17 protein-coding genes and 1 tRNA gene are annotated in these 21,647 nt (G+C 46.2%); 5 read left to right on the top strand and 13 right to left on the bottom strand.

The window, feature by feature from the left end; translation table 11 throughout:
- Positions 1 to 92: 92 nt before the first annotated feature.
- From PL85_RS16710 to PL85_RS16685, 6 genes are all read right to left on the bottom strand, one after another.
- Positions 93 to 779, bottom strand: coding sequence for a TRAP transporter small permease (locus tag PL85_RS16710; RefSeq protein WP_026028632.1), 687 nt, complete (start codon positions 777 to 779; stop codon positions 93 to 95).
- A gap of 133 nt (positions 780 to 912) precedes the next feature.
- A complete protein-coding gene (locus PL85_RS16705; RefSeq protein WP_017044592.1) occupies positions 913 to 1,908 on the bottom strand; it encodes a TRAP transporter substrate-binding protein in 996 nt (331 codons plus the stop codon).
- A 458-nt stretch (positions 1,909 to 2,366) separates the two neighbouring features.
- On the bottom strand, positions 2,367 to 3,620 hold the full coding sequence (locus tag PL85_RS16700) for an ABC transporter substrate-binding protein (RefSeq protein WP_088728758.1): 1,254 nt from the start codon (positions 3,618 to 3,620) through the stop codon (positions 2,367 to 2,369).
- 147 nt (positions 3,621 to 3,767) lie between these two features.
- Positions 3,768 to 5,150: an ATP-binding protein gene (locus PL85_RS16695; RefSeq protein WP_115339671.1), complete on the bottom strand. Its 1,383-nt coding sequence runs from the start codon at positions 5,148 to 5,150 to the stop codon at positions 3,768 to 3,770.
- A gap of 2 nt (positions 5,151 to 5,152) precedes the next feature.
- Positions 5,153 to 5,881, bottom strand: a complete 729-nt coding sequence (locus PL85_RS16690; RefSeq protein WP_115339670.1) for a response regulator — start codon at positions 5,879 to 5,881, stop codon at positions 5,153 to 5,155.
- Between the two features lie 117 nt (positions 5,882 to 5,998).
- Positions 5,999 to 7,468 carry a protein adenylyltransferase SelO gene (locus PL85_RS16685; RefSeq protein WP_115339669.1) on the bottom strand — a complete coding sequence of 490 codons (1,470 nt, stop codon included), beginning with the start codon at positions 7,466 to 7,468 and terminating at the stop codon, positions 5,999 to 6,001.
- Between the two features lie 123 nt (positions 7,469 to 7,591).
- Between PL85_RS16685 and PL85_RS16680 the strand changes: the two genes are divergently transcribed.
- The gene (locus PL85_RS16680; RefSeq protein ID WP_029388180.1) at positions 7,592 to 8,959 is read left to right on the top strand and encodes an L-serine ammonia-lyase; all 1,368 of its coding nucleotides are present in this window, start codon (positions 7,592 to 7,594) and stop codon (positions 8,957 to 8,959) included.
- 47 nt (positions 8,960 to 9,006) lie between these two features.
- Here the strand turns inward: PL85_RS16680 and PL85_RS16675 are convergent, their stop codons facing one another.
- The gene (locus tag PL85_RS16675) at positions 9,007 to 9,780 is read right to left on the bottom strand and encodes a hypothetical protein (protein ID WP_019282010.1); all 774 of its coding nucleotides are present in this window, start codon (positions 9,778 to 9,780) and stop codon (positions 9,007 to 9,009) included.
- Positions 9,781 to 10,104: 324 nt separating this feature from the next.
- Here PL85_RS16675 and PL85_RS16670 point away from each other — a divergent pair, with 324 nt between their 5' ends.
- Positions 10,105 to 11,343 carry a DEAD/DEAH box helicase gene (locus PL85_RS16670; RefSeq protein ID WP_026028635.1) on the top strand — a complete coding sequence of 413 codons (1,239 nt, stop codon included), beginning with the start codon at positions 10,105 to 10,107 and terminating at the stop codon, positions 11,341 to 11,343.
- A 197-nt stretch (positions 11,344 to 11,540) separates the two neighbouring features.
- Positions 11,541 to 13,322: an alpha-amylase family protein gene (locus tag PL85_RS16665; RefSeq protein ID WP_115339668.1), complete on the top strand. Its 1,782-nt coding sequence runs from the start codon at positions 11,541 to 11,543 to the stop codon at positions 13,320 to 13,322.
- 97 nt (positions 13,323 to 13,419) lie between these two features.
- On the opposite strand, the gene PL85_RS16660 is transcribed toward PL85_RS16665, so the two are convergent.
- The 3 genes from PL85_RS16660 to PL85_RS16650 all read right to left on the bottom strand — a co-directional run bounded on the left by PL85_RS16660 (position 13,420) and on the right by PL85_RS16650 (position 17,387).
- Positions 13,420 to 14,955: a BCCT family transporter gene (locus tag PL85_RS16660; protein WP_115339667.1), complete on the bottom strand. Its 1,536-nt coding sequence runs from the start codon at positions 14,953 to 14,955 to the stop codon at positions 13,420 to 13,422.
- Complete coding sequence (locus PL85_RS16655; protein ID WP_010317152.1) at positions 14,942 to 15,841, bottom strand: homocysteine S-methyltransferase family protein; 900 nt, start codon at positions 15,839 to 15,841, stop codon at positions 14,942 to 14,944. The genes PL85_RS16660 and PL85_RS16655 overlap by 14 nt, the downstream gene beginning before the upstream one ends.
- A 214-nt stretch (positions 15,842 to 16,055) precedes the next feature.
- Entirely contained in the window at positions 16,056 to 17,387 is a 1,332-nt protein-coding gene (locus tag PL85_RS16650) for a ferredoxin reductase family protein (RefSeq protein WP_174223823.1), read from the bottom strand.
- Positions 17,388 to 17,719: 332 nt separating this feature from the next.
- Here PL85_RS16650 and PL85_RS16645 point away from each other — a divergent pair, with 332 nt between their 5' ends.
- A complete protein-coding gene (locus PL85_RS16645) occupies positions 17,720 to 18,133 on the top strand; it encodes a VF530 family protein (protein ID WP_013857204.1) in 414 nt (137 codons plus the stop codon).
- 116 nt (positions 18,134 to 18,249) lie between these two features.
- Here the strand turns inward: PL85_RS16645 and PL85_RS16640 are convergent, their stop codons facing one another.
- A complete protein-coding gene (locus PL85_RS16640) occupies positions 18,250 to 19,356 on the bottom strand; it encodes a M23 family metallopeptidase (RefSeq protein ID WP_115339665.1) in 1,107 nt (368 codons plus the stop codon).
- Positions 19,357 to 19,589: 233 nt separating this feature from the next.
- Positions 19,590 to 19,666 (bottom strand) — tRNA-Arg (locus PL85_RS16635).
- Between the two features lie 201 nt (positions 19,667 to 19,867).
- Here PL85_RS16635 and folD point away from each other — a divergent pair.
- Positions 19,868 to 20,728, top strand: coding sequence for a bifunctional methylenetetrahydrofolate dehydrogenase/methenyltetrahydrofolate cyclohydrolase FolD (gene folD / locus PL85_RS16630; RefSeq protein WP_010317168.1), 861 nt, complete (start codon positions 19,868 to 19,870; stop codon positions 20,726 to 20,728).
- 105 nt (positions 20,729 to 20,833) lie between these two features.
- Here the strand turns inward: folD and PL85_RS16625 are convergent, their stop codons facing one another.
- On the bottom strand, positions 20,834 to 21,604 hold the full coding sequence (locus PL85_RS16625) for a chitinase (protein ID WP_234826559.1): 771 nt from the start codon (positions 21,602 to 21,604) through the stop codon (positions 20,834 to 20,836).
- Positions 21,605 to 21,647: the final 43 nt, after the last annotated feature.

The raw sequence follows: 21,647 nt of genomic DNA, 5'->3' as shown, positions 1-21,647 counted from the left end.
AGAACGCTGGATAATCCGAGCGAGATAGCAATGGGTACACCGACTAACATAAAGCCGATGACCATAACAAACAGCAGTAAAATATCCATGAATTAACGCTCCTTGCGAGAATCAATAGGCGGGGTCGCTTCGCGGTTCGGCTCTAACATGGTCTCGCTCACTTGTGCCATTTCCGCTTTGAGCGCTTCAAGATCTTCCTCGGCTTCATGGCCAGAAATCATTCTGTCTAACTTACCGCTGAGAATTTGATAGGCGATTTGTAAAAAGCGAAAAGTGAGTAATCCCATCCCGATAGGCAATGCCATGTATGGAATAAAGCGCGGCATTTTTTCATAGCGCTCCCCTTCATTGAGCCAATCGGAGAGAAATTGCAGCATTTCCGGCATAGGAATATCGTCGGTTTCATACCAAGCACGCTCAGTCGCAAACGGATACCAGTAATTCCACGAACCGATGAGCAGTAAAATAGAAAAGGTTAAACAACAAGCCACCGCGACTAGTGCAGACACTTTTCGCATGGTTGCAGGCACCATATTAATGACCACATCAACTCCGATGTGAAAGTGTTTCTTTACCCCATAGGACGCACCAACCAGTACCATCCATGCAAACATGAACACGGTTAATTCCAATGCCCATAAAATGTTGCCGTTAAAAACATAGCGATAAACAACGTTAACGAACGTTAATAAGGTCATCGAGCCCAAGAAGAATGCAATCAGCATTTCTTCAATCGCATCGGTAAATCGGCCGACTTTAGAGAAAAAAGAGTGTTCCATGTGATACATCGCTCTCATAGTAATTATCGGAATTGACTCAAGGTCACCGCACGGCTTCAGGTTAGTTATCAATGAGACGAGCAATAAACGCGTTGAGTCCAACCCCACCACGCAAGGTGGGGTTGGAGGCTGATTATTTGTTTGAAGCCAGCGCTGCCTCAATCAAATCTGAACCGATGTCTTTTTCAAATTTCTGCCACACAGGCTTCAGCGTTGTAACCCATTGCTGGCGCTGTTCAGGTGTGAGAGTGCGGATCACGCCTCCGGCTTCCAACACGTATTGTCTATTTTGGAGCTCGACTTTATTTGATTCCGCATTACGCGCTTCAGTGACTTCTTTTAAAATGGTCGCGAACTGGTCACGCACGTCGGCTGGTAGGCTGTCCCACCACTTGCTCGATGTCACCACTAGGTAGTCCAAAATGCCGTGATCGGTTTCGGTAATGCCATCTTGCACTTCAAAGAATTTCTTACCGTAAATGTTGGACCATGTATTTTCTTGACCATCAATAACTTTGGTTTGCAAACCGCCATACACTTCTGCAAAAGACATTTTTTGCGGGTTTGCACCAAGCTGCTCAAACTGAGCCACCAGTACATCAGATGCTTGCACGCGGAACTTTAATCCTTTTGCATCCGCCGGAACGAGTAGAGGTTTATTGGCTGACATCTGTTTCATACCGTTATGCCAAAACTCCAACCCTTTTACACCACGACGTGTCATTGAATTTTTCAGTTTTTCACCGTCAGCCGAGTTTTGGAAACGGTCAACGGCGTCCACATCCTCAAATAGGAATGGCAGGTCAAAAATACGGAATTTTTTGGTGAATTTTTCAAATTTTGATAATGAAGGCGCCGCTAGCTGCACATCGCCGTTTAGCATGGCTTCCAATACTTTATCGTCATCGTATAAGGTTGAATTAGGGAAAACTTGTAGGCAAGCCTTACCATTCATCTCCTTATTAACACGCTCTTCAAGCAGCGAAGCCGCAATACCTTTAGGGTGCTTATCTGTATTCGTGACGTGGCTAAACTTAATGACGATTTCGCCGGGGTCGCAATTTGCGGCCGCATTAAAACTGGTTACAGCAAGAATGGAAGCGGTCAGCAAAGTCAGTGGCTTTAACATTATTATTCTCCTTGATTGAACATATCAGCCCCATCAATGGGTGCTGGTTGTTTTCTATAAGGCAATTAACAAGCCAACATGACACATTCCATTAACAAGCCAGTAACCATAAGGTGTCGCCAACTATTCAGTTAACAACAACCCATAGAATCTTATGATAGAAAGCAAAAATGGGTAGAAAATGACCCAAGGAATATGAATTTTGGGTGAGAAATGACACCCAGCTAAATCCATCAAAGGGCGGCGATGAGAATGACAAAAAAATGTGAAACAGGAAGGAAGCGCACCCTCCGCCCAAACAGCAAGCCTAGTTTGGGCACTCCCCCCGAGCTCTTTATCGGAGAGCGCGCTAATTGGTTAGAACCGACAGATTATGTTAGTAGCACACAGAAAGTGGTGTGCTACAAGAAGAGGGTGAGCAGGCAGGCTAAAAAACCTACCCACTCTGGGGGTTAGGGCTACATTGCAGCTTTCACCGCTTTCGCTAGTTTTTGTGCTGCTTGTTTTGGATCCGCTTTCGGATCATTAAAGAAGTTCGTTACGACATCAAAAATCGCGCCTTGGGCATAGCTGGTTGTCGACATACCATGGGCAATACTGGGCACAAGGTTGTTGGACTTAGCCGTCGCTTTAAAGGCCGCCATTGAGTCCAACGCGCACTGATCAAATTTTGACATATTCATATCTGTGCGTACCGGAATCGAGCCTTTGTTGAGGTTAAATACCTCTTGGAATTTAGGATCTAGGATCGTGGCGGCTAGCGCTTTTTGCGCCTGCTTATTGTCCGCATCAGTTAGCTCAAAAAAGACAAAACTATCGACATTATGGATAAATTGATCGGCCGTACCTGGCGCGGCCACGCACAGGTAATCTTTACCCGCAACTTTGCCCGCTGCGGTAAACTCACCTTTTGCCCAGTCGCCCATGATCTGCATCGCCGCTTCACCATTTATCACCATTGAAGTCGCAACGTTCCAATCACGGCCTGGAGAGTTAACATCAATGTAGTCATGAACTTTTTTAAACTGGCTGAACACGTTAACCATTTTGTCGCCCGCGAGCACAGCCATATCAAGCTCAACAAATGCTTTCACGTAATCTTGTGAGCCAAGAACGCTCAACGCCACCGTTTCAAAAACCGTCGCGTCTTGCCAAGGTTGACCACCGTGCGCCAGTGGCACATAACCCGCGGCTTTGATCTTATCGCCCGCAACAAAAAAATCGTCTAACGTGGTTGGCACTTTAGCACCCACTTTAGCCAGTACCGCAGGGTTAACCCACAACCAGTTGACGCGATGCACGTTAACTGGCACGGCCACATACTGGCCATTCCACTTCATGACATTGGTGATCATCGGTGGTACGACTTCATCCCAACCACCCTGTTTGGCTACATCATTAAGATTCGTGAGAAAACCAAGCCCCGCCCATTCTTGAATATCGTGTCCTTTAATTTGAGCCGCCGACGGTGGGTTACCCGACACCGCGCGCGTTTTCAATACCGTCATGGCACTTTCACCACCACCACCTGCGACAGCGAAATCTTTCCAACTATGGCCTTGCTGCTCCAACATTTCGGTGAGCACAGCTATCGACTTGGCTTCACCACCGGAAGTCCACCAATGGAGTACTTCCACTTCACCAGCGTGAGTCGAAGGAATGAAAGAGGCAGAGAGGAAAGATAAAGCAAGCAGAGTGTTATGGAATTTCATCATCATCTTCCTTGGTTTTGATTCGGCAAACCTGATTCGCAAACTTTTATTAACCATTAAAGTGCTGATCGTTTACCTACTAGTCTAATCAAAGAAAATTTTTTTCGTTGAAACAAACCGTAATTTTAACGTAACGAAAGCGTTACACTACACCGCTAACGTAGGTGGGATAAAGACTTGTGCTTCCAGACCACCATGAGCTGGATTGCGTAAAATGAGATCTCCGCCGTGTCCATGTAAAATACTTCGGCATATTCCAAGACCAAGACCGTGGCCTTGGTCTTGAATGGTGATAACCACCCACTCTGGATTTTCTTCCAACTTCACCCACACTTGCTGACCATACTTCACGCCATTGCCAATCAAGTTTGTCAATACTCGTTGAATAGCTAAAGGCTTAGCGATTATCGGTTCAAGCTGTGTAGGCGTAAAATGGACCACTTGGCGAGTTAAGTTGTACCCTTCAGCAATCGTCTGAATCATCTCATTGAGATCAATACTGCTGTTATTTTCGTGTAAATCGGTATCTCGCACGCACTGCAATGCCCCTTTAACCATCATCTCTAGCTCATCGAGATCGCGGTTAAATTTTTCGCGCTTAACATCGCTTTCGAGCAATTCAGCCCTTAGGCGTAAGCGGGTGATGGGTGTTTTTAAATCATGAGAGATGGCCGAAAACAGATGCTCTCTATCGGCCACGTAACGTCGAATTCGTTGCTGCATACGATTGAATGCGCGGGTCGCTGTGATCAATTCTGTCGCCCCCTCTTCACGCAAGGGACGCTGGGCAATATCCATACTCATCTCATTCGCCGCTTTGGCTAAATTTCTCAGTGGCCGAACTTGGCGGCGCATAAGCAAGTAGGTCAACGCTAACAAAATGGTGGTGGAAAAAAAGAGAAATAAGATCTGCTCTTTTCTTAGTAGAGTGTCATCCAATTTCACGTATGGAGCGGGAAGTAGCGCCGCCACGTAAACCCATTCATGGCTTGAGAGTTCGATTTGCACCACCAGCACTGGCGGGTTTAGCGGTTCAAGTGTGAGTGTATGGTAGGCCCACGACTTGGGTAAGTCGCTGAGAAAAATATCGTTTTTTAGTAACCGCAAATGTTCTGGTTTGGTAAATTCAACTTGAATACTCTCAACGTTATTGAGCTTTTGTTGCAACACTTCCCTCACCGCATCGACTGAAGCTCGCTTGAGCGGCGTATCGATAATCGGCTCCACAGTCAATGGCTCTTTATTGAATGAGACAAAAAAACGGGTTCCCCCCATATTGCGAATTTGATCCAGCACGATATGCCGATACTTGACGGGCAGTGATTGAAAAAAGGTCACGGTGGAAGCAAACATACCTGCCATGCTAGAAGAAACGGAACTGATCCCTTCCAACTCTTTTTGTTTAGATTGGCTGTACCAAATCGCCGTTGCAATGCCCTGCGCTATAACCACCGCCAACAAAGTCAGCAGCAGTGTTCGTGAGACAAGAGAGTTGGGTTTTAAGCGTGAAAAGAGACGTCTTAGCGTCATTTTTAATGGCCGTAACTGACCGGAACGGCCAGAATATAACCGTTGCCACGCATGGTTTTAATATAGTGAGGGTATTTTGCACTATCACCCAATCGCTGACGTAAACGGCTAAGTTGCACGTCGATACCTCGCTCAAAAGGGAGCGCTTCACGTCCACGAGTAGCAAATGAGATGGTATCGCGATCAAGCACTTCCTTAGGCCGGGTTAAAAACAGCATCAGTAATGCAAAATCACTGCCTGACAAGTCATGCTCATCGGCACGCTCTAGATGTGTAATTCGGTGTGACAAGGTATCGAGTTGCCAATCACCAAACGTAATTTGTTTGGGCAGCGCATCGGTTGTTTTTTCATCATTGACTTGTACCCGGCGCAGCAAAGCCTTGATGCGCGCCATTAACTGACGCGGGTTAAAAGGTTTCGCCACATAATCATCCGCGCCAATTTCTAAACCAATGATTTGGTCAGTTTCATCAGAAACCGCGGTCAACATAATGATAGGAACGTTCGAATGACGACGGATTTTTTGGCATAAAGTAAAACCATCGTCTCCGGGCATCATCACATCCAACAAAATAAGATCGGGATAACTGTTACGTTCCAAATAGGCTAATAGCTCGATGCCATCCGCGGTGGTGACGATATCAAAACCAGACTTCGTCAAGTACTCATCTAATAATTGCCGAATCTCTTCGTCATCATCCACGACTAGAATGCGCGTTCTTACCTGCATGTCCACTATCCATATTTTCAACTGATCGGCCTAGTGTAGCTATAGGTCATTTTTTTGATTATTGATATTTATGTAAAGTTTGAATTCTGTCTAGATAGAGATCACAAAATGCGTTACTTATGAGGAACAACTGATTTCCATTTTTTTCCCCCATTCAGGAGGGAGCTGGGCAAAATGACTCTTTTCCGGCTGTTCGGCATAAGGGCTGGCTAATAATTGTGCTAATTGGTGCACTTGTTGGTAATTACCTTGTTCTGCTTTATCGATCGCTTGTTGAGCCAAATAATTACGCAAAATATATTTCGGATTCACTTTTCTCATCTCTGTGCAGCGCTGATCAATCGAAATCGCATTCCCCGAACTGTCAATTTCTCGCTCACAACGAGCCAGATACTGTTCAAGCCAAGACTGAGCGGCAGCGCGGTCAATAAAGAGATCCAATACCAGTTGCTCCCCTTCTCGATCCAAGTTGGATAGTTGCCGGAAAAAGCGAGTGTAGTCGGTGTGATTTTTGGTTAATAACTTAAACATTTGCTCAAACAACACAGAATCACCGGGCAGAGAGGTCAACAACCCCAATTTACGACGCATTTGCTGGCTAAAATAACGGCCGAGCTGTGCTTCAAACTGGGCGAGTGCCGCTTCCAAATCGCTTCTTTCAACTAACGGTGACAATGCATGCGCTAAAGCGGACAGGTTCCACAACGCCACGCGCGGCTGCTGATCAAACGCGTAGCGGCCTTGATAATCGGAGTGATTGCCAATATAAGTCGGTTCATAATCGTCGAGAAAAGCAAAAGGACCGTAGTCAAAGGTTTGACCGAGGATAGACATGTTGTCGGTATTCATCACACCATGGGCAAATCCAACCGCTTGCCAATCGGCAATCATCTTAGCAGTACGCTCAACAATCTGACTAAACATGGCCGCATAAGGTTTTTCTTGTGTAAGGCAATCAGGGTAATGCCACTCAATCACTTTATCAGCCAGTTGCTTTTGCTCTGCTAATTGGTTGGTATAGAAAAAATGTTCAAAATGGCCAAAGCGAATATGGCTCTGTGCAACGCGTACCAGCAACGCACCTCGCTCTTGTTTTTCTCGATAAACAGGCGTGTCACTGCTCATCATCGCTAATGCTCTTGTGGTCGCAATCCCAAGACCCGCCATCGCCTCACTACACAAGTATTCGCGAATAGTGGAGCGCAGTACGGCTCGGCCATCCCCCATACGCGAATAAGGCGTAAGCCCTGCACCTTTCAAATGCAGATCATACACTTCGCCTGTTTTGCTCTCGATTTCGGCCAGTAGTAAGCCACGGCCATCACCCAAATCAGGGTTATAAATACCAAATTGATGGCCCGCGTATTTCATCGCTAATGGCTTAAATTGCGCGGGAATAACTTGGCCAGACAGGCCGTGCAGTAGCTCATCATTAGGTTGTGCTGGTAAAGACAAATCGCCAGCCAGTGAGGCATTCCAAGCAACCCAACGCACATTGTCTAAAGGCGCTGGGTTCACTGGAGAATAAAAAGCCGAGGGTAATTCACCATAGCGAGTGTGCAGTGTTACTTGATCCCAAATCGACATGCGAAGTCCTCATAATATGGTTTTTGGTTAGACTTTTGCACGTTAGCAAATACTTGAGCTCTAGACTAGGGTATTATTAGGCAAAGTTGTCACCTATTACAGGTCACATTCAAGGTGAAGTCGATGTTATCCATTTTTGATATTTTTAAAATTGGCGTGGGCCCTTCTAGCTCACACACCAATGGGCCAATGATTGCGGGCTATCAATTTAGCCAAATCATTGCTGATTTAACGCAAGTGGCAAGAGTGCAGATTGACCTTTACGGTTCATTATCACTTACAGGACGTGGCCACCACACGGATCGCGCCGTGATATTAGGCCTGCTGGGCAATAAGCCTGACACCATCAAAATCACCAGCGCCAATCAAGCGCTAGCGCATGCTATTGAACACGGCGAGCTTAATTTAGCGGGAAAACAGCTCATTCCATTCCAGCTAAAAACAGACCTCCTCTTCCAAAATACTAATCTTCCCTTGCATGAAAATGGCATGACGATTACCGCTTTGGGAGCGCAAGGAGAAACGTTAGCCTTTGAAACTTACTACTCAGTGGGAGGCGGCTTTGTTGCTACTGCCAAAGAGTTAGAACACGGTAGTGCAAATGCACCCGTGGAGGTCGAATTTCCTTTTACTTCTGCTGATGAATTACTCTTTAAAGCTGAAAAACATGGCTTGAGTTTAGGTAGCCTCGTTTTGCGCAATGAAATAGCATTTCATGACCTTGAAACGATTAACCACAAAGCCGATCAAATCTGGAAAGTGATGTCGCTCTGCATGCAGCGCGGCTTTGAAACGGAAGGCATTCTCGAAGGTGGGTTGCATGTCACGCGCCGCGCACCAGCACTGCTCAAAAAGCTGGAAGCTAACGCGGCGATTGAAAGTGACCCAATGGAGATCATGGACTGGATTAACCTGTTTGCTTTCGCGGTCAGTGAAGAAAATGCAGCGGGAGGGCAAGTGGTCACCTCGCCAACCAATGGCGCGGCAGGAGTGATACCCGCCGTATTAATGTATTACCACCGCTTTATCCGAGAGCTTGACACTAAGCAGTTGAAAGATTTTCTCGCCGTGGCTGGCGCTATTGGTATTTTGTACAAAACCAATGCTTCTATTTCGGGGGCCGAAGTAGGCTGTCAAGGGGAGATTGGAGTCTCTTCCTCAATGGCAGCGGCAGGGTTGACCGCGCTAAGAGGTGGCAGCAACGAACAAATTTGCATGGCGGCTGAAATTGCCATGGAGCATTCATTGGGTATGACATGCGACCCAATGGGTGGCTTAGTTCAAGTCCCTTGCATCGAACGCAATGCAATGGGAGCCGTGAAAGCGATTAACGCTTCACGCATGGCCCTAAAACGGACCAGCAAATGCTTAATTTCTCTAGATAAAGTGATTGAGACCATGTACCAGACGGGGAAAGATATGAATCGGAAATATCGTGAAACCTCGTTAGGCGGCTTAGCGTTAATCCACCTATCACCACCTTGTGAGTAGTAATACCGTTCAATCCTCATCAAGCCCTGTGTGAATACAGGGCTTGTTTAAGCGGTAAATTCAGGAATGCGTAACTCTTGGTTCTGGGTAATCGCTTCTCGCTGCACAATCCACTGAAAGCTGAGCGACAACACACAAATCTCAACCGCACAAACCACTAACCAGACGAGTGACAATAGTAATGTCAATGGCAGAAAATGCAGATTAAACAAGGGCTGTAGTAGTGCGTTGATAAGCATGGGGATCACACCTATCAGCACAAATAGTGCTTTGGCGTGGGGCTTTGACATTTGCCACGCGACACTCAAACCTCTAGGTTGATGATCTAGTGCTGTTGCTGGCAAAACTAATGACCAGCGGGAGATAAACCAGCCAATAGGCAGCATTGCTGCATAGGTACAAAGCTGGATTAACCACATTGGCATAGTCACTATATTTGCCAGCGAGCCAATGATAAACATGGGTATGATTAGAATGGCAAACAGCATAGCGCCTAACGCAGCCCACCATCCAATAAAGCGCAATTCACGCGAACTTAAGTAAAAAATCGTGCTCAAACGGCAAGATTTTTCACCCAACAGAACCAAACGATGCAAGCGCACTGTCGCCATCGCCGCCGTTACCGTATAAAGCACATAAACAATGACATTCGTTAATGTGAACAACTGTTGTGGATCATCAAAGTCAACAACACCAATCGTGAAATAGAGATTCACTACCAAAAAAGGTGAAGATTGCAGCATGAGAGTCAGCCAATTTTTTTGGACTAATTTTAACGCACTCACCACAGTATACTGAATCGGTAGCTGCTGATATTCCATGAATCTATTCCCTGACAAATAAGTAAGGTTAATATATCGAAAATAGATCCCACTTGTTCTAAAAGCTCTGTGATGCCAATCCAACTCCCTGCACTCATTGATAACAATCTTATTGGTATCTCATATTAGTGACTCGGCAACGAGGCGCTATTCTGAATAAGGAGACAATCGCTGACACTGAGGTATCTCACCGCATTTGAAAAGTTCATGCTAGAATGCGCCGAATTTGCGATGAGTTGCACTCAAAGTATTAGGGCGTAGCGCCTTACGATGAGAAAGCCATCGCTTGCTAACTGTTTTGACTTTTTAACTCTGAGAGCCCGCATGCCATTTTCCAACCTAGGATTGAGCGATCCAATCTTAAAAGCCGTTCACGAACTCGGCTATTCTGCCCCAACACCGATTCAAGAACAGGCAATCCCAGCCATTTTGACGGGTAAAAATGTCATTGCGGCAGCGCAAACCGGCACGGGTAAAACCGCTAGCTTTGTACTGCCCATTTTGCAGATGCTTAGTCAAGGAACAACTCAGCGCGCCAAACGTGTTCGCGCATTAATTTTAGCGCCCACTCGCGAATTGGCTCTGCAAGTGGAAGAGAACGTCACTCAATACGCAAAGTATCTGCCCTTAACCTGCCTTGCGATGTACGGCGGTGTCGATTCGCAAAAACAAAAACAACGCTTGATTGAAGGGGTGGATATTTTGATCGCCACGCCGGGGCGCTTGCTTGATATGTATGGCCAACGCGCCGTTCATTTTGATGAGCTTGAAGTGTTGGTGATGGATGAAGCTGACCGCATGCTCGACATGGGTTTCATTGAAGACATCAATAAAATTGTTGATCGCCTGCCACTAAACCGTCAGAACTTACTGTTTTCGGCGACCCTTTCTCGTCCAGTGCGTGAGTTGGCCAAATCAGCCATTAATGATCCGATTGAAATTGATGTCGCTGGTTACAACCGCACGCCAAATCAAATCGAGCAGTGGATTATCACTGTCGATAAAGATCAAAAATCTGCACTACTGAGCCATTTGATTACTGAAAACCAATGGCAACAGGCGATGATTTTCATCGAAACCAAACACGGTGCGGCAAAGCTGGCGAGCCAACTGGAAAAGCGTGGCATTGCGGCAGAGGCGTTTCACAGTGGCCGTAGCCAAGAAGTTCGTGAAAAATTATTAGCCGATTTCAAAGCAGGTAAACTGCAATTTTTGATTGCAACGGGCGTTGCCGCGCGCGGTATTGATATTGATAACTTAGAAAGAGTGGTGAATTACGACTTGCCTTATCCTGCGGAGAACTACATTCACCGTATTGGACGAACCGGTCGTGCTGGTGCAACCGGTGAAGCAATTTCTCTCGTATCACGCGATGATTTTAAAAACTTGTGCATGATTGAAAGCCGCTTAGGACATTTGCTTGTGCGTAAAGAAATTGAAGGTTTCACACCGAAAAAAGACGTGCCTATTTCCATTTTAAATTACCACTTGAAAAAGCGTGATAACGAGCACTCAAGTGCACCGCGTCGTAGCCCTCGCCCTAAACAAGAAAAACGCTCATAAGCATAATGTTTCTTTACAAATCCCACCGCCCGGTGGGATTTTGTTGACTAAACCATTCCCGCATCACACTTTTACGCCTTCTTTCTCTCTACGCCCCAAAATCACTACTCAAGGATGATTCTGTCTTCATCAACTTCTATTAGCCTGCAACTCATCTCCTATTTCTCGCATCCCATCATCGCTTAGGTTGACACGTTATGGCTTACAACAAATACACTATCTATCAAGTTTTCACGCGCTTATTCGGTAATACAAACCGTTGCAACACACCTTGGGCAACGAAAGAACAAAATGGCGTCGGTAAATTAAGTGACTTCACTGACGATGCACTCAATGCAATTCATCAACTTGGGATCACTCATATTTGGTATACCGGTGTTTTACATCACGCACTGGTGGGTGATTACCGTGCATGGGGAATAGAGAATGATCACCCAAGTGTTGTCAAAGGTAGAGCGGGCTCGCCTTACGCCATTAAAGACTACTATTCGATAAACCCTGATTTAGCCGACGACCCAGCTCAGCGTAATCACGAATTTGAAGCCTTGATTAAGCGTACACACCAAGCGGGCATGAAAGTCATCATCGACATTGTCCCTAACCACGTGGCGCGCCAATATCAAGGGCTCAATAACCCTGTCGGAGTCAATGATTTTGGTGAAAATGATGATACCAGTGTGCAATACACCAGGGACAATAACTTCTATTACCTACCCGACACCTCCTTTAAACTGCCAGATATTCCCACCTCATTGCTACCGTTGGGCGGTGAATGCCACCCAGATTTAGCCACCCCGTTTTACGAACACCCCGCAAAATGGACAGGCAATGGATCTCGTTTGGCCAAGCCGAACATCGATGATTGGTATGAAACCGTCAAAATAAACTACGGCATCAAACCGGATGGAAGCAAAGATTTTGCCGAACTTCCGCAGCAATACCGTTTTCTATCTCACCTTGAACACGCCGTTTTCTGGCAAGACAAAAGCGTTCCGGATTCATGGCGTAAATTTCGGGATATCGCTCTTTATTGGATCGATAAAGGCGTCGATGGCTTTCGTTATGATATGGCCGAAATGGTACCGATTGAATTTTGGAGCTATCTCAACTCGGCAATTAAACTACACAACCCCGATGCTTTTTTAATGGCAGAGGTGTATCAGCCAAATTTATACCGCGATTACATCCAGATCGGGAAAATGGACTATCTGTACGACAAAGTCGACCTTTACGATAGTCTCAAAGCCATCATGCAAGGACACGGTTCAACTAAAGAGATTGGGCGTATTGAACATCAACTGCGCGACATTGAGCATCACATGCTGCATTTCTTGGAAAACCATGACGAGCAGAGAATTGCCTCGCCTGAATTTGCAGGGGAAGCACATAAAGCACGCCCAGCCATGTTGATTTCAGCCTGTTTATCCAGCTCACCGACCTTGCTTTATTTTGGGCAAGAAGTGGGCGAACCAGGAGCGGAACATGCTGGCTTTGGGCAGCCTTCTCGCACCTCTATTTTTGACTATATCGGTGTCCCACAACACCAAAAATGGATGAATAACGGCGCATTTGATGGTGGCCAATTAAACGAGAGCGAGAAACAGCTGCGCCATTTCTACTCAACATTACTGAATTTAGTCAAACAGAGCCCCGCACTGACCGGTGAATATCATGATCTGTACTCCGCCAATGTTGAACACTTCTCCGACCAACAAGATGGCTTATTTGCCTTTGCTCGCTCTAACCCATCACAAAAGCTGATCATCGCAGCAAACTTCAGTGCCACAAGTGGCAAAACCGTAAAACTGCATTTACCTAAAGCATTGACCACTTATTGGCAGTTAACCAGTGGTGAGCACACTCTATTCGACCCGCTAAATCAACAAACGCTGACGCTCTTCGTCAACGAACAAGAGAGCTATGTGATGATCAACTTCACCCCACTTTCGACCCATTTCATGGTTCTCAATAATATTTAAACCTCAAAGAGAGTCATTGGTCTTCTTTCAATACAACAAGCCAGCATCTTCATCGTGCTGGCTTATTTTGCTAAAGGCTATAAGGTTAAGGCTTGCTTTAAGTGACTTTCATTAACACGGGTTCTTGATCAGATTCCCGCTCATGCTGATTGGGCAAAATACCTAAAGTATGTAAAAAGGTTTTGAGCATGATGGCGTAAATGAACATCATAGGAAGGCCTGCGACCACACAAAGCGACTTAATGGTTTCAATCCCTCCCCCAGCCAAAAATACACTTAAACTGATCAGCCCAATCGCACAGGCCCAAAGTAATTTTACTCGGTTATCGGGATCACCATTCAAAGCCAATTCATTGGTGGTGAGCATCGCCGTCGCAACACTCGCACTGGACATAGTGGTCAGCATCAATAAAAACTGAATGAGCAGAAATAGCCCAAGCACCCCATTTCCCCCAGGCAAGGTTTTTATCAATGAAACCACTGCGTAGGTTAAGCCACCTTCCGCCATCCAGCCCTGAACGGGTAAACCGCCCAACATTTGAGCCCACACCGCATAGCCACCAAAAATGGAGATAAAAAATGCGCAGCCCAAAGCGCCCATCGAGATGGTGTACAAAACTACTTCACGAATCGTTCGTCCACGAGAAATTCGCGTGATGAATAGGCCCATCATAATCAAGTACGCGTAATACCAAAACCAATAGTACTGAGTCCAGCCTTGTGCAAAACCACTTTGCTGAACAGGGTCTGTCCACAATGACATTCTAAAGAAATTATCCAACATCACGCCCAATGAGTCAGTGAAACTATTAAGAATGAAAGAAGGTTGAGTCGCCAATAATACAAACAGGGCAAACAACACCGCCATGCTGACTGTCCAGTTAGAAATCGCGTTGATACCTTGGTTAAAACCAACCCCCATCACAGCCACTAACGCAGCCACAAAAAGCACAATGATTGCGCCTTGTAAGCCAAGGCTATTCTCAATCTGTAACAGCTCTGCCACACCGGCGCTGACCAAGGTCACAGTTAAGGCCAGCGAGCTAGCAAACGCGGCCAACGTACCAAAAATCGACAATAGATCGATACTTTTTGCCACCAAAGGATGGTCACCCACTACCGAAGAACACAAACTGGAAACTTTTAACGTGCGCTTTTTTTGTACATAAAATGCGTAAGCAAACGGAATCGCTGGAAAGCAGTAAATCGCCCAGCCTGTAATGCCCCAATGAAAAATAGAGTAGGTAACGGCCCATGCCGCAGCAGGATAACTATTGGGCTCAGCAAATAACGGCGGCGATTGTAAGTAATACATCGGTTCACCTATCGCCCAGTAAATGAGTGACGCCCCGACGCCAGCGGTAAAAATCATCCCGCCATAAGAAAAATTACTGTATTCGGTTTTTTCTTCACCTAAACGAATGCGGCCATATTTCGAACACGCCAGCCACAGTAAAAAAACCACTAACGCCAAACTTGCCATCTGTACTAACCAGCCAAACCAGTGGCTCACCCAGCCCATAGCTTGCGCCGCCATCGCTTGAGAGGTGGCTGGATAAAGCGCAGATACCGTTAACAAAACAAGCACTAACGCAATCGCAGGAAAAGCCAATCCATAATTAAGATTTTTCAAAACTGCGCCTCCATTCATAAAGTGCTTGAATATGGCGAGGGGTGATGCCGCAACATCCGCCGATCACGGTTGCACCAAGGGCATACCACTGCTTGGCAAATGCGAGATAATCTTCTGCACTAAACTCACGCATGGCTTGTACGGTTTCGTTGGCAGCGTGATCCGATTTAATCGGCGTAAAACTGTTTGCATAAACGCCGATTTCAATCTTTTGCGCTCGGCCTTCCAACACGGTTTTCGCCTGTTGAATGGCATCAGCCATCACCTCAGGTATTGAGCAGTTAAAGAAAATGCCCGCCCCACCCGCAGAGCAGATTTGTTCTGCCGCTTCAGAGACCGACTGCCCAGAACGCAATTGTGCGATATTAGTGTCATCTTTCAGAGTCAGTGCGTAATAGCAAGGCTTGGTTGATGAGGCAAACACCGATTGAATCATGCTCAACTCTTCTAAACTGGCAATCGTCTCCGCCAACCAGACGTCCACATAAGGATCTTGTGCTTGATACAAAGTGAGTGAAATCGCTCGCGCGACTTCGGCTTGAAAGAGATCAGGCCGATAGCTTCCCATCGCCGGTGGCATAGAACCCGCCACTAAAATCGGACGTTCTGACTGTTGTGCTACTTCCGCAGCAATCTGCGCGGCTAAGCTCGCCAACCTTGCACCATCGGTTTGATATAGTGACTCGCCCAAGTGAAAAGGGACACACGCATAGCTATTCACCGTGATGATGTCGGCACCGCTATCAATAAATCCTTGGTGAGCTAAACGAACATGTTGTGGAGATTCAATCAGCGCTTGCGCGCTCCAAAGTGGCTGAGAAAAAGGAGCGCCAATTCTTTTTAATTCACGCCCCATACCACCATCAAGAAGGGTTAATTTGCTCATAATATCGTATCCATAATGCTTTATTGGTCAGTGCCATTGAAACATTCTGTGAGCAAAATCATAGTGAATAACATTGAAGTGCAATATGAATTTTATTCAAGTAAGTGACTTGATTTATCTATTCTTTTTCGCAAGGTCATTATCTGTTATTCAGGCTGTCATTCGTGCTGTCATTCGTAAAAAACATTGGGCTTGGTCATTTCACAACAAATACTCAACGCATCATAAACAACTCTTCATGGAACTGAGTTTCAACGTCTACATGGTAAGGCTTCAACGCCTGTTTTAAAGTCCGTGAAAAGGCAACAGGGCCACAAAAGAAAAACTCAAAACCGCTTAAATCACCACACTGGCGAGCAATAGTCTCGGCAGATAAATGCGGGTCAATGCTTGAATCAATCACGGTGAGGGAGGCACCTGCACGCAATGCTTTCTGCTTAAGCTCATCACACAGGGCTTGCTCTGCATGGTGGCAGCAGAAAAACAGATAAGTAGCCGGATGCGTTTTTAGCGAGTGTAAATAATCTAACCCAGCCATAAATGGAGCGATGCCGACACCGCCACCAATCCAGACTTGTGGCCTATCACTATAAAACTCAAATCGTCCATATGGGCCTTCGACCTCAATCGGCTCACCCACGGTAATTCTCTTGTGAAGGCCAGTGGTAAAATCGCCAAGCTCTTTGATCAAAAATCGCAGCTCATTAGCCTTATTGTACGAAGCAATAGTAAACGGATGTGGCTCTTCGCCAACAAAACTCAAATAAGCAAACTGCCCTGCTTTATGTCCGGGCCAAGCTTTCTCCATCTTAATTCTTAAATCTAACGTTTGGTTCGCTGCACAGTAGTGGCATGCGCTAATCTTCGCTGAATAACGTGCATTTCGGCCCACAAATCCAAGCAAACTGTAGATTGCTGCCGCCGAGCCAAGCGCAATAAACATCAACACTAACCAATAAATCGGCCAGCCCCAATACGCCTTTTTCAACAATAATACCGAATGCCCAGCCAGCAAAAGGTACACCACCGCCATCAAACGGTGCGATAAGCGAAACGGTTTGTATTTAATGGTTAGCCACAGTGATACCCCCACCAGCAGCAATAATGAGTAGAACCCCCACTCGCCAATGGCTAACCCAATCGGGCGCATCTCTTTTACCCAAAGCGCAAAACCCGACAAGTTCCCCTGTGGGCCAGAGCCATTGAGCCGATTAGGTTTAGTCAGGAGCTCAAGTGCGATCATCCATTTCGGTATCTGGTAACAAAGCCAGTGAAATAAACCAAGCAACATGGCCGAAATGCCCAGCCATTTGTGTATCCGATAGCCTTTATCGATTCCTTGTGTCCACTGTTCAACAAGGGGCAAACGAAGCGCCAGTACCATAGCCAATGACATCGCCACAATGGCCAAAATGCCTGACCACTGGATAAAAGCCGATCGCCACTTGAAGAGGTTTTCAGACACCAAAAGCGTTGGCTCGGCTTGCATCCATAATACCGAGGCAACCACCATCACAATCAATACCGTTTTGCTTACTCTGCTCATTACAATAACCACTTAAATAGAAAGGTTATCTAAGAGTAACAATCACAACGTAAAGTAGATGAAGTAACAAGTAAATCTGTGTAAAGACGACAATCCAAGCTCTTTAAGCGCTATGTCCTTTTTATTGAACGCAGAAAAATCTGACCAATAAAACAACGCTGATCTTCCGCACGATAATCTTAGGGAGGGTCACTGAATTCTGTTAGAATGCGGCCCCTTCAACTAGCGTGTTAAGAGATGATCATTCGTGATGCCACGTTGTTTGAATAAAAAACCAACGAAAACCATACACCCCTGCTGGCCTCGGTTAGTGAACTACTTAGGAACTCGTTATGATGACTGAAGAAGAAAGAATTGAATTACAAAGAAATAACCCATTACACGGTCTTAAGTTAGAAACATTACTGCAAGAACTAGTGGATTTTTACGGTTGGGATATTCTCGATACGGCAATGCGTTTTAACTGCTTCCATACCAACCCATCGGTTGCCAGCAGCGTGAAATATCTCAATAAAACCGATTGGGCGAGAGAGAAAGTAGAAAACTTCTACCTATATCGCTTTAAACGTATGCCACGCGCTTCAGCTGAAGAATATGATCTGCCACCGCGCGCGCGCACTTTCCCACATGGCCTCAAACCTAAAGAGCCAATGGAGCTGACGGTTGATTCCATTTTAAACTCACAGGCTAAAGCGGCTTCTGCCCATAAAGAGCGTTCCGCACGTAACCGTTCGTTTCGTCGTTAAAGAACGATAAGTCAGTGATCGGCTCACGACACAACAAATCGGTTGAGCACAAAATGAATGTTGGTGTAAGAGAACCTTGCACCAACATTTTCCATCACAACATTTCAGCGTGAACCTTAATTATAAATAGGTTGCCATAAGCAGACTTTCTGCTGCTTACGTTGGTCATACAGCCATGTATATTGGCAATGATTATCGTAACTATATCGCCCAGTCTGAACCTTATATGGCCCAAAACTCACACCTTGTAAAGATTGAAAACGCCCTTGATAAAGCAATGAGAAGTGCAAGTGAGGGCCGGTGGACGATCCACCTTCACACAAAGCAATGGAACGCGGGTTAGCATAAACACCCAACTTACTGTCTTTCGTCACCCACTGATTATTCGCGACTTGGATTCCGTCCATATGGTAATAGTTCGTCGCCCAACCGTTTGGATGCGTCACGCGCAGTTGGCACCGAGACATCACCGACACGTAGCCATCATGCGCGGCCGTTACACTATAAGTTGGCGCGCCCCAAGCTGGCCAATCGTAAGAAACGTCGATTGAAGAAAGCGGAAAACCTGAGCCACTGTGCGCATGCGTACCGTTAGGTATCCACTGATACCCTTTGCGCCATGGCCACTGCATAAACCCCTCACTAGGCGAAGCAATGAGGTTTCCCATACGCATAGGAGCTGGTGTGTTTTGTGGCTCGCTGAAAGCACCAAACCAAAGCTCATATTGCGATTTCCATAACGCCCAATCATCCACCCGATTCAATTGCTGCATGACCGCTAATGTCGCAGCATTGTATTGAAGAGCCGATGAACTTTCTTGATAGTGATAGAAACGCTGAGACAGTTGATTCGCAATATCTTTGATCTGCCGCTGTCTATCGTCCAAGCTTTGATCCAAAGCACTCTCTTGTTCTAATAACGCTAAAGTGGTCAATAACACTCGAGGATCAACCCCCGTTGCCCCAGCCCAATGGCTAACTGACTCGACAAGCTCAAGCCAATGTGGCTGATGGGTACCAATAAAATCTTCAATATTGAAAGGACGTTGATGAGGTCGAAAAACAAACTCATCATCGCTAATCAGAGAAAATGGCAGTTGACTCTCTGCAAGCTGCGCTTCGTTAAGCCGTGGAGTATCGACATCAGGATACAACTGATGGCTTACCACCATTGGGCTAAAACAGATAAACCATGTCACTAAAGAAGATTTGGTTAGATTCATTACGCACCCTCCATATGAATTAAATTTCACATAGAGTGTGGCACAAAATATTCGTGGGATAGCTAAGAAGGTGCGTTTTGCGAGGCCAGTAGGAGCAAGATGTAATAAGATGAAAGCGATGAAATTATCAACACTCTGCACAAAAGTACCATCGGAGTAAAAAACCGAACGGATGAACATGAAAAACAAAAGCCCCGACAACTTTTTGAGTTATCGGGGCTTTCTTGAATAAATGGCGCGCCCTGTAGGATTCGAACCTACGACCACATCCTTAGAAGGGACGTGCTCTATCCAGCTGAGCTAAGGGCGCGCTACAGGGACAGGATTATACGAGTTGAACTCCGTAAATCAATCGCTTTCTCTAACATTCTGTTTCAAATGCCTAAAAAACTGCCATTCGCTAACCATGTGACGAAAAACAGAACAAAGCAAACGTTTGCTTATAGATGTTACTTTAAATATCTGCGACAATGCGCCCAAAAATATTTGCGACCAATGTGTAAGGAAAGCCATGACTGCTCAAAATATTGATGGGACACTCATCTCCCAGACGGTTCGCTCTGAAGTAGCGGCGCGAGTAAAAGCTCGCACTCAAGTGGGCCTTCGAGCTCCGGGGCTAGCGGTGGTGCTGGTGGGAGAAGATCCTGCGTCACAAGTGTATGTCGGCAGCAAACGTCGTGCTTGTGAAGAAGTAGGTTTTGTTTCTAAATCCTATGATCTTCCAGCAACTGCAGGTGAAGAGGAGCTACTGGCGTTAATCGATAAGCTCAATGCCGACCCTGAAATTGACGGCATTTTAGTGCAACTGCCCTTACCTGCTGGGATTGACACAACCCATGTGCTTGAACGCATTGTTCCTGAAAAAGATGTCGATGGTTTTCACCCTTACAATGTGGGCCGTTTAGCCCAACGCATTCCTAAACTGCGCTCTTGCACGCCCAAAGGGATCATCACTTTGCTTGAGCGCTATAACGTTCAACTGCGTGGTAAACATGCGGTGATTGTGGGCGCATCCAATATTGTCGGCCGACCAATGACGTTAGAGCTGCTACTGGCTGGTTGTACCACAACCACATGCCACCGCTTCACTAAAGATTTAGAGCACCATGTTCGCCAAGCTGATTTGTTGGTGGTGGCCGTTGGTAAACCCAATTTCATTCCCGGTGCATGGATTAAAGAAGGTGCCGTGGTGATTGATGTGGGCATCAACCGCTTGGAGTCAGGCAAGCTGATTGGCGATGTCGAGTACGATGTAGCGCGCACCAAAGCAAGCTTGATCACCCCTGTTCCGGGTGGTGTTGGGCCAATGACGGTGGCCAGTTTGATTGAAAACACCCTGTTGGCGTGCGAGCAATTTCACCCCAACAACTGATCTTGTTATTGATTATTGCTAGTGGTTATTGATAGCTATGATCAGCGAGCCAAAAAGAACCCCAGCACTGCGCTGGGGTTCTTGCGTTATAAACCAACTTAGCCTTTATTGGGCATTATTCATTTGCGTCAGTTTGTTGCCTATTGGCCTAGAGAAATTGTAGCCGTCGTGTTCGTCCCAGTTAATAGACCATGTCATCACACCACCGTAGTTAGGGTAGTTGAAACTCGGTTTCACCGTCGCGCAAGAGGTTCCCTTGGTTAAGCAGTCAAGCGCATCAAGAATGTTTTGCGTGGGCGCTTGCCCAGAGTTGGCAGAGCTCGGGCCAGAAGGCAAACCGATTGCAACTTGATCGTCACGCAGTGGTTCAAAGCGTGAACCATCGGCCAAATCAAACCCTTCTAACAGCATTTTTGATTGAGCGACCATCATATCCACCGAACCTTCAGGAGCTGCACCCGGTAGATAAGGGTTTGGTAACCCACCGTTGTTATAAAGCTGAACATGAAGTAGATCGAGTGTGTCACGAACCTCATTGATGATAGGAATATACGCACCCCAAATGCCGCTATAAGCCACCATTCCTCCTTGAACATAAGGGTGTTCTGGTGCCATGGTCAGGTACATATCACCGCCGATGTTGGCTTCAATTTGCTTTAATGCCCGCCCCAAGCGCGCTTGAATTTGCGAGCCATGCATTAAGTTAGAACCACTTTCTAAATCAACATCCAAGCCATCAAAACCCCACTCTTTGATCAACGCCGTCAAACTATCAACAAAGTGCGCTTCATCACTGTCAGTATTGAGCGTAATGTTGCCTTCCGCGCCACCAAGTGACAAAACAAAAACTTTGCCTTTGGCTTGCAAAGCCGCCATATCTTGCTTGAACTGGGTAGCATCTTACGGAAACCGCATGAAC

The sequence above is a fragment of the Vibrio anguillarum genome (assembly GCF_001989995.2).
GTDB classification, from domain to species: domain Bacteria; phylum Pseudomonadota; class Gammaproteobacteria; order Enterobacterales; family Vibrionaceae; genus Vibrio; species Vibrio anguillarum.
Note: the sequence above shows the minus strand (reverse complement) of the source record. Positions and strands in the feature narration are given on the sequence as shown.

Coding starts and splice junctions, on each gene's coding strand:
- PL85_RS16710 (WP_026028632.1), bottom strand. CDS start 779: ATGGAACACTCTTTTTTCTCTAAAGTCGGCCGATTTACCGATGCGATT.
- PL85_RS16705 (WP_017044592.1), bottom strand. CDS start 1,908: ATGTTAAAGCCACTGACTTTGCTGACCGCTTCCATTCTTGCTGTAACC.
- PL85_RS16700 (WP_088728758.1), bottom strand. CDS start 3,620: ATGAAATTCCATAACACTCTGCTTGCTTTATCTTTCCTCTCTGCCTCT.
- PL85_RS16695 (WP_115339671.1), bottom strand. CDS start 5,150: ATGACGCTAAGACGTCTCTTTTCACGCTTAAAACCCAACTCTCTTGTC.
- PL85_RS16690 (WP_115339670.1), bottom strand. CDS start 5,881: ATGCAGGTAAGAACGCGCATTCTAGTCGTGGATGATGACGAAGAGATT.
- PL85_RS16685 (WP_115339669.1), bottom strand. CDS start 7,468: ATGTCGATTTGGGATCAAGTAACACTGCACACTCGCTATGGTGAATTA.
- PL85_RS16680 (WP_029388180.1), top strand. CDS start 7,592: ATGTTATCCATTTTTGATATTTTTAAAATTGGCGTGGGCCCTTCTAGC.
- PL85_RS16675 (WP_019282010.1), bottom strand. CDS start 9,780: ATGGAATATCAGCAGCTACCGATTCAGTATACTGTGGTGAGTGCGTTA.
- PL85_RS16670 (WP_026028635.1), top strand. CDS start 10,105: ATGCCATTTTCCAACCTAGGATTGAGCGATCCAATCTTAAAAGCCGTT.
- PL85_RS16665 (WP_115339668.1), top strand. CDS start 11,541: ATGGCTTACAACAAATACACTATCTATCAAGTTTTCACGCGCTTATTC.
- PL85_RS16655 (WP_010317152.1), bottom strand. CDS start 15,841: ATGAGCAAATTAACCCTTCTTGATGGTGGTATGGGGCGTGAATTAAAA.
- PL85_RS16650 (WP_174223823.1), bottom strand. CDS start 17,387: ATGAGCAGAGTAAGCAAAACGGTATTGATTGTGATGGTGGTTGCCTCG.
- PL85_RS16645 (WP_013857204.1), top strand. CDS start 17,720: ATGATGACTGAAGAAGAAAGAATTGAATTACAAAGAAATAACCCATTA.
- PL85_RS16640 (WP_115339665.1), bottom strand. CDS start 19,356: ATGAATCTAACCAAATCTTCTTTAGTGACATGGTTTATCTGTTTTAGC.
- folD (WP_010317168.1), top strand. CDS start 19,868: ATGACTGCTCAAAATATTGATGGGACACTCATCTCCCAGACGGTTCGC.
- PL85_RS16625 (WP_234826559.1), bottom strand. CDS start 21,604: ATGGCGGCTTTGCAAGCCAAAGGCAAAGTTTTTGTTTTGTCACTTGGT.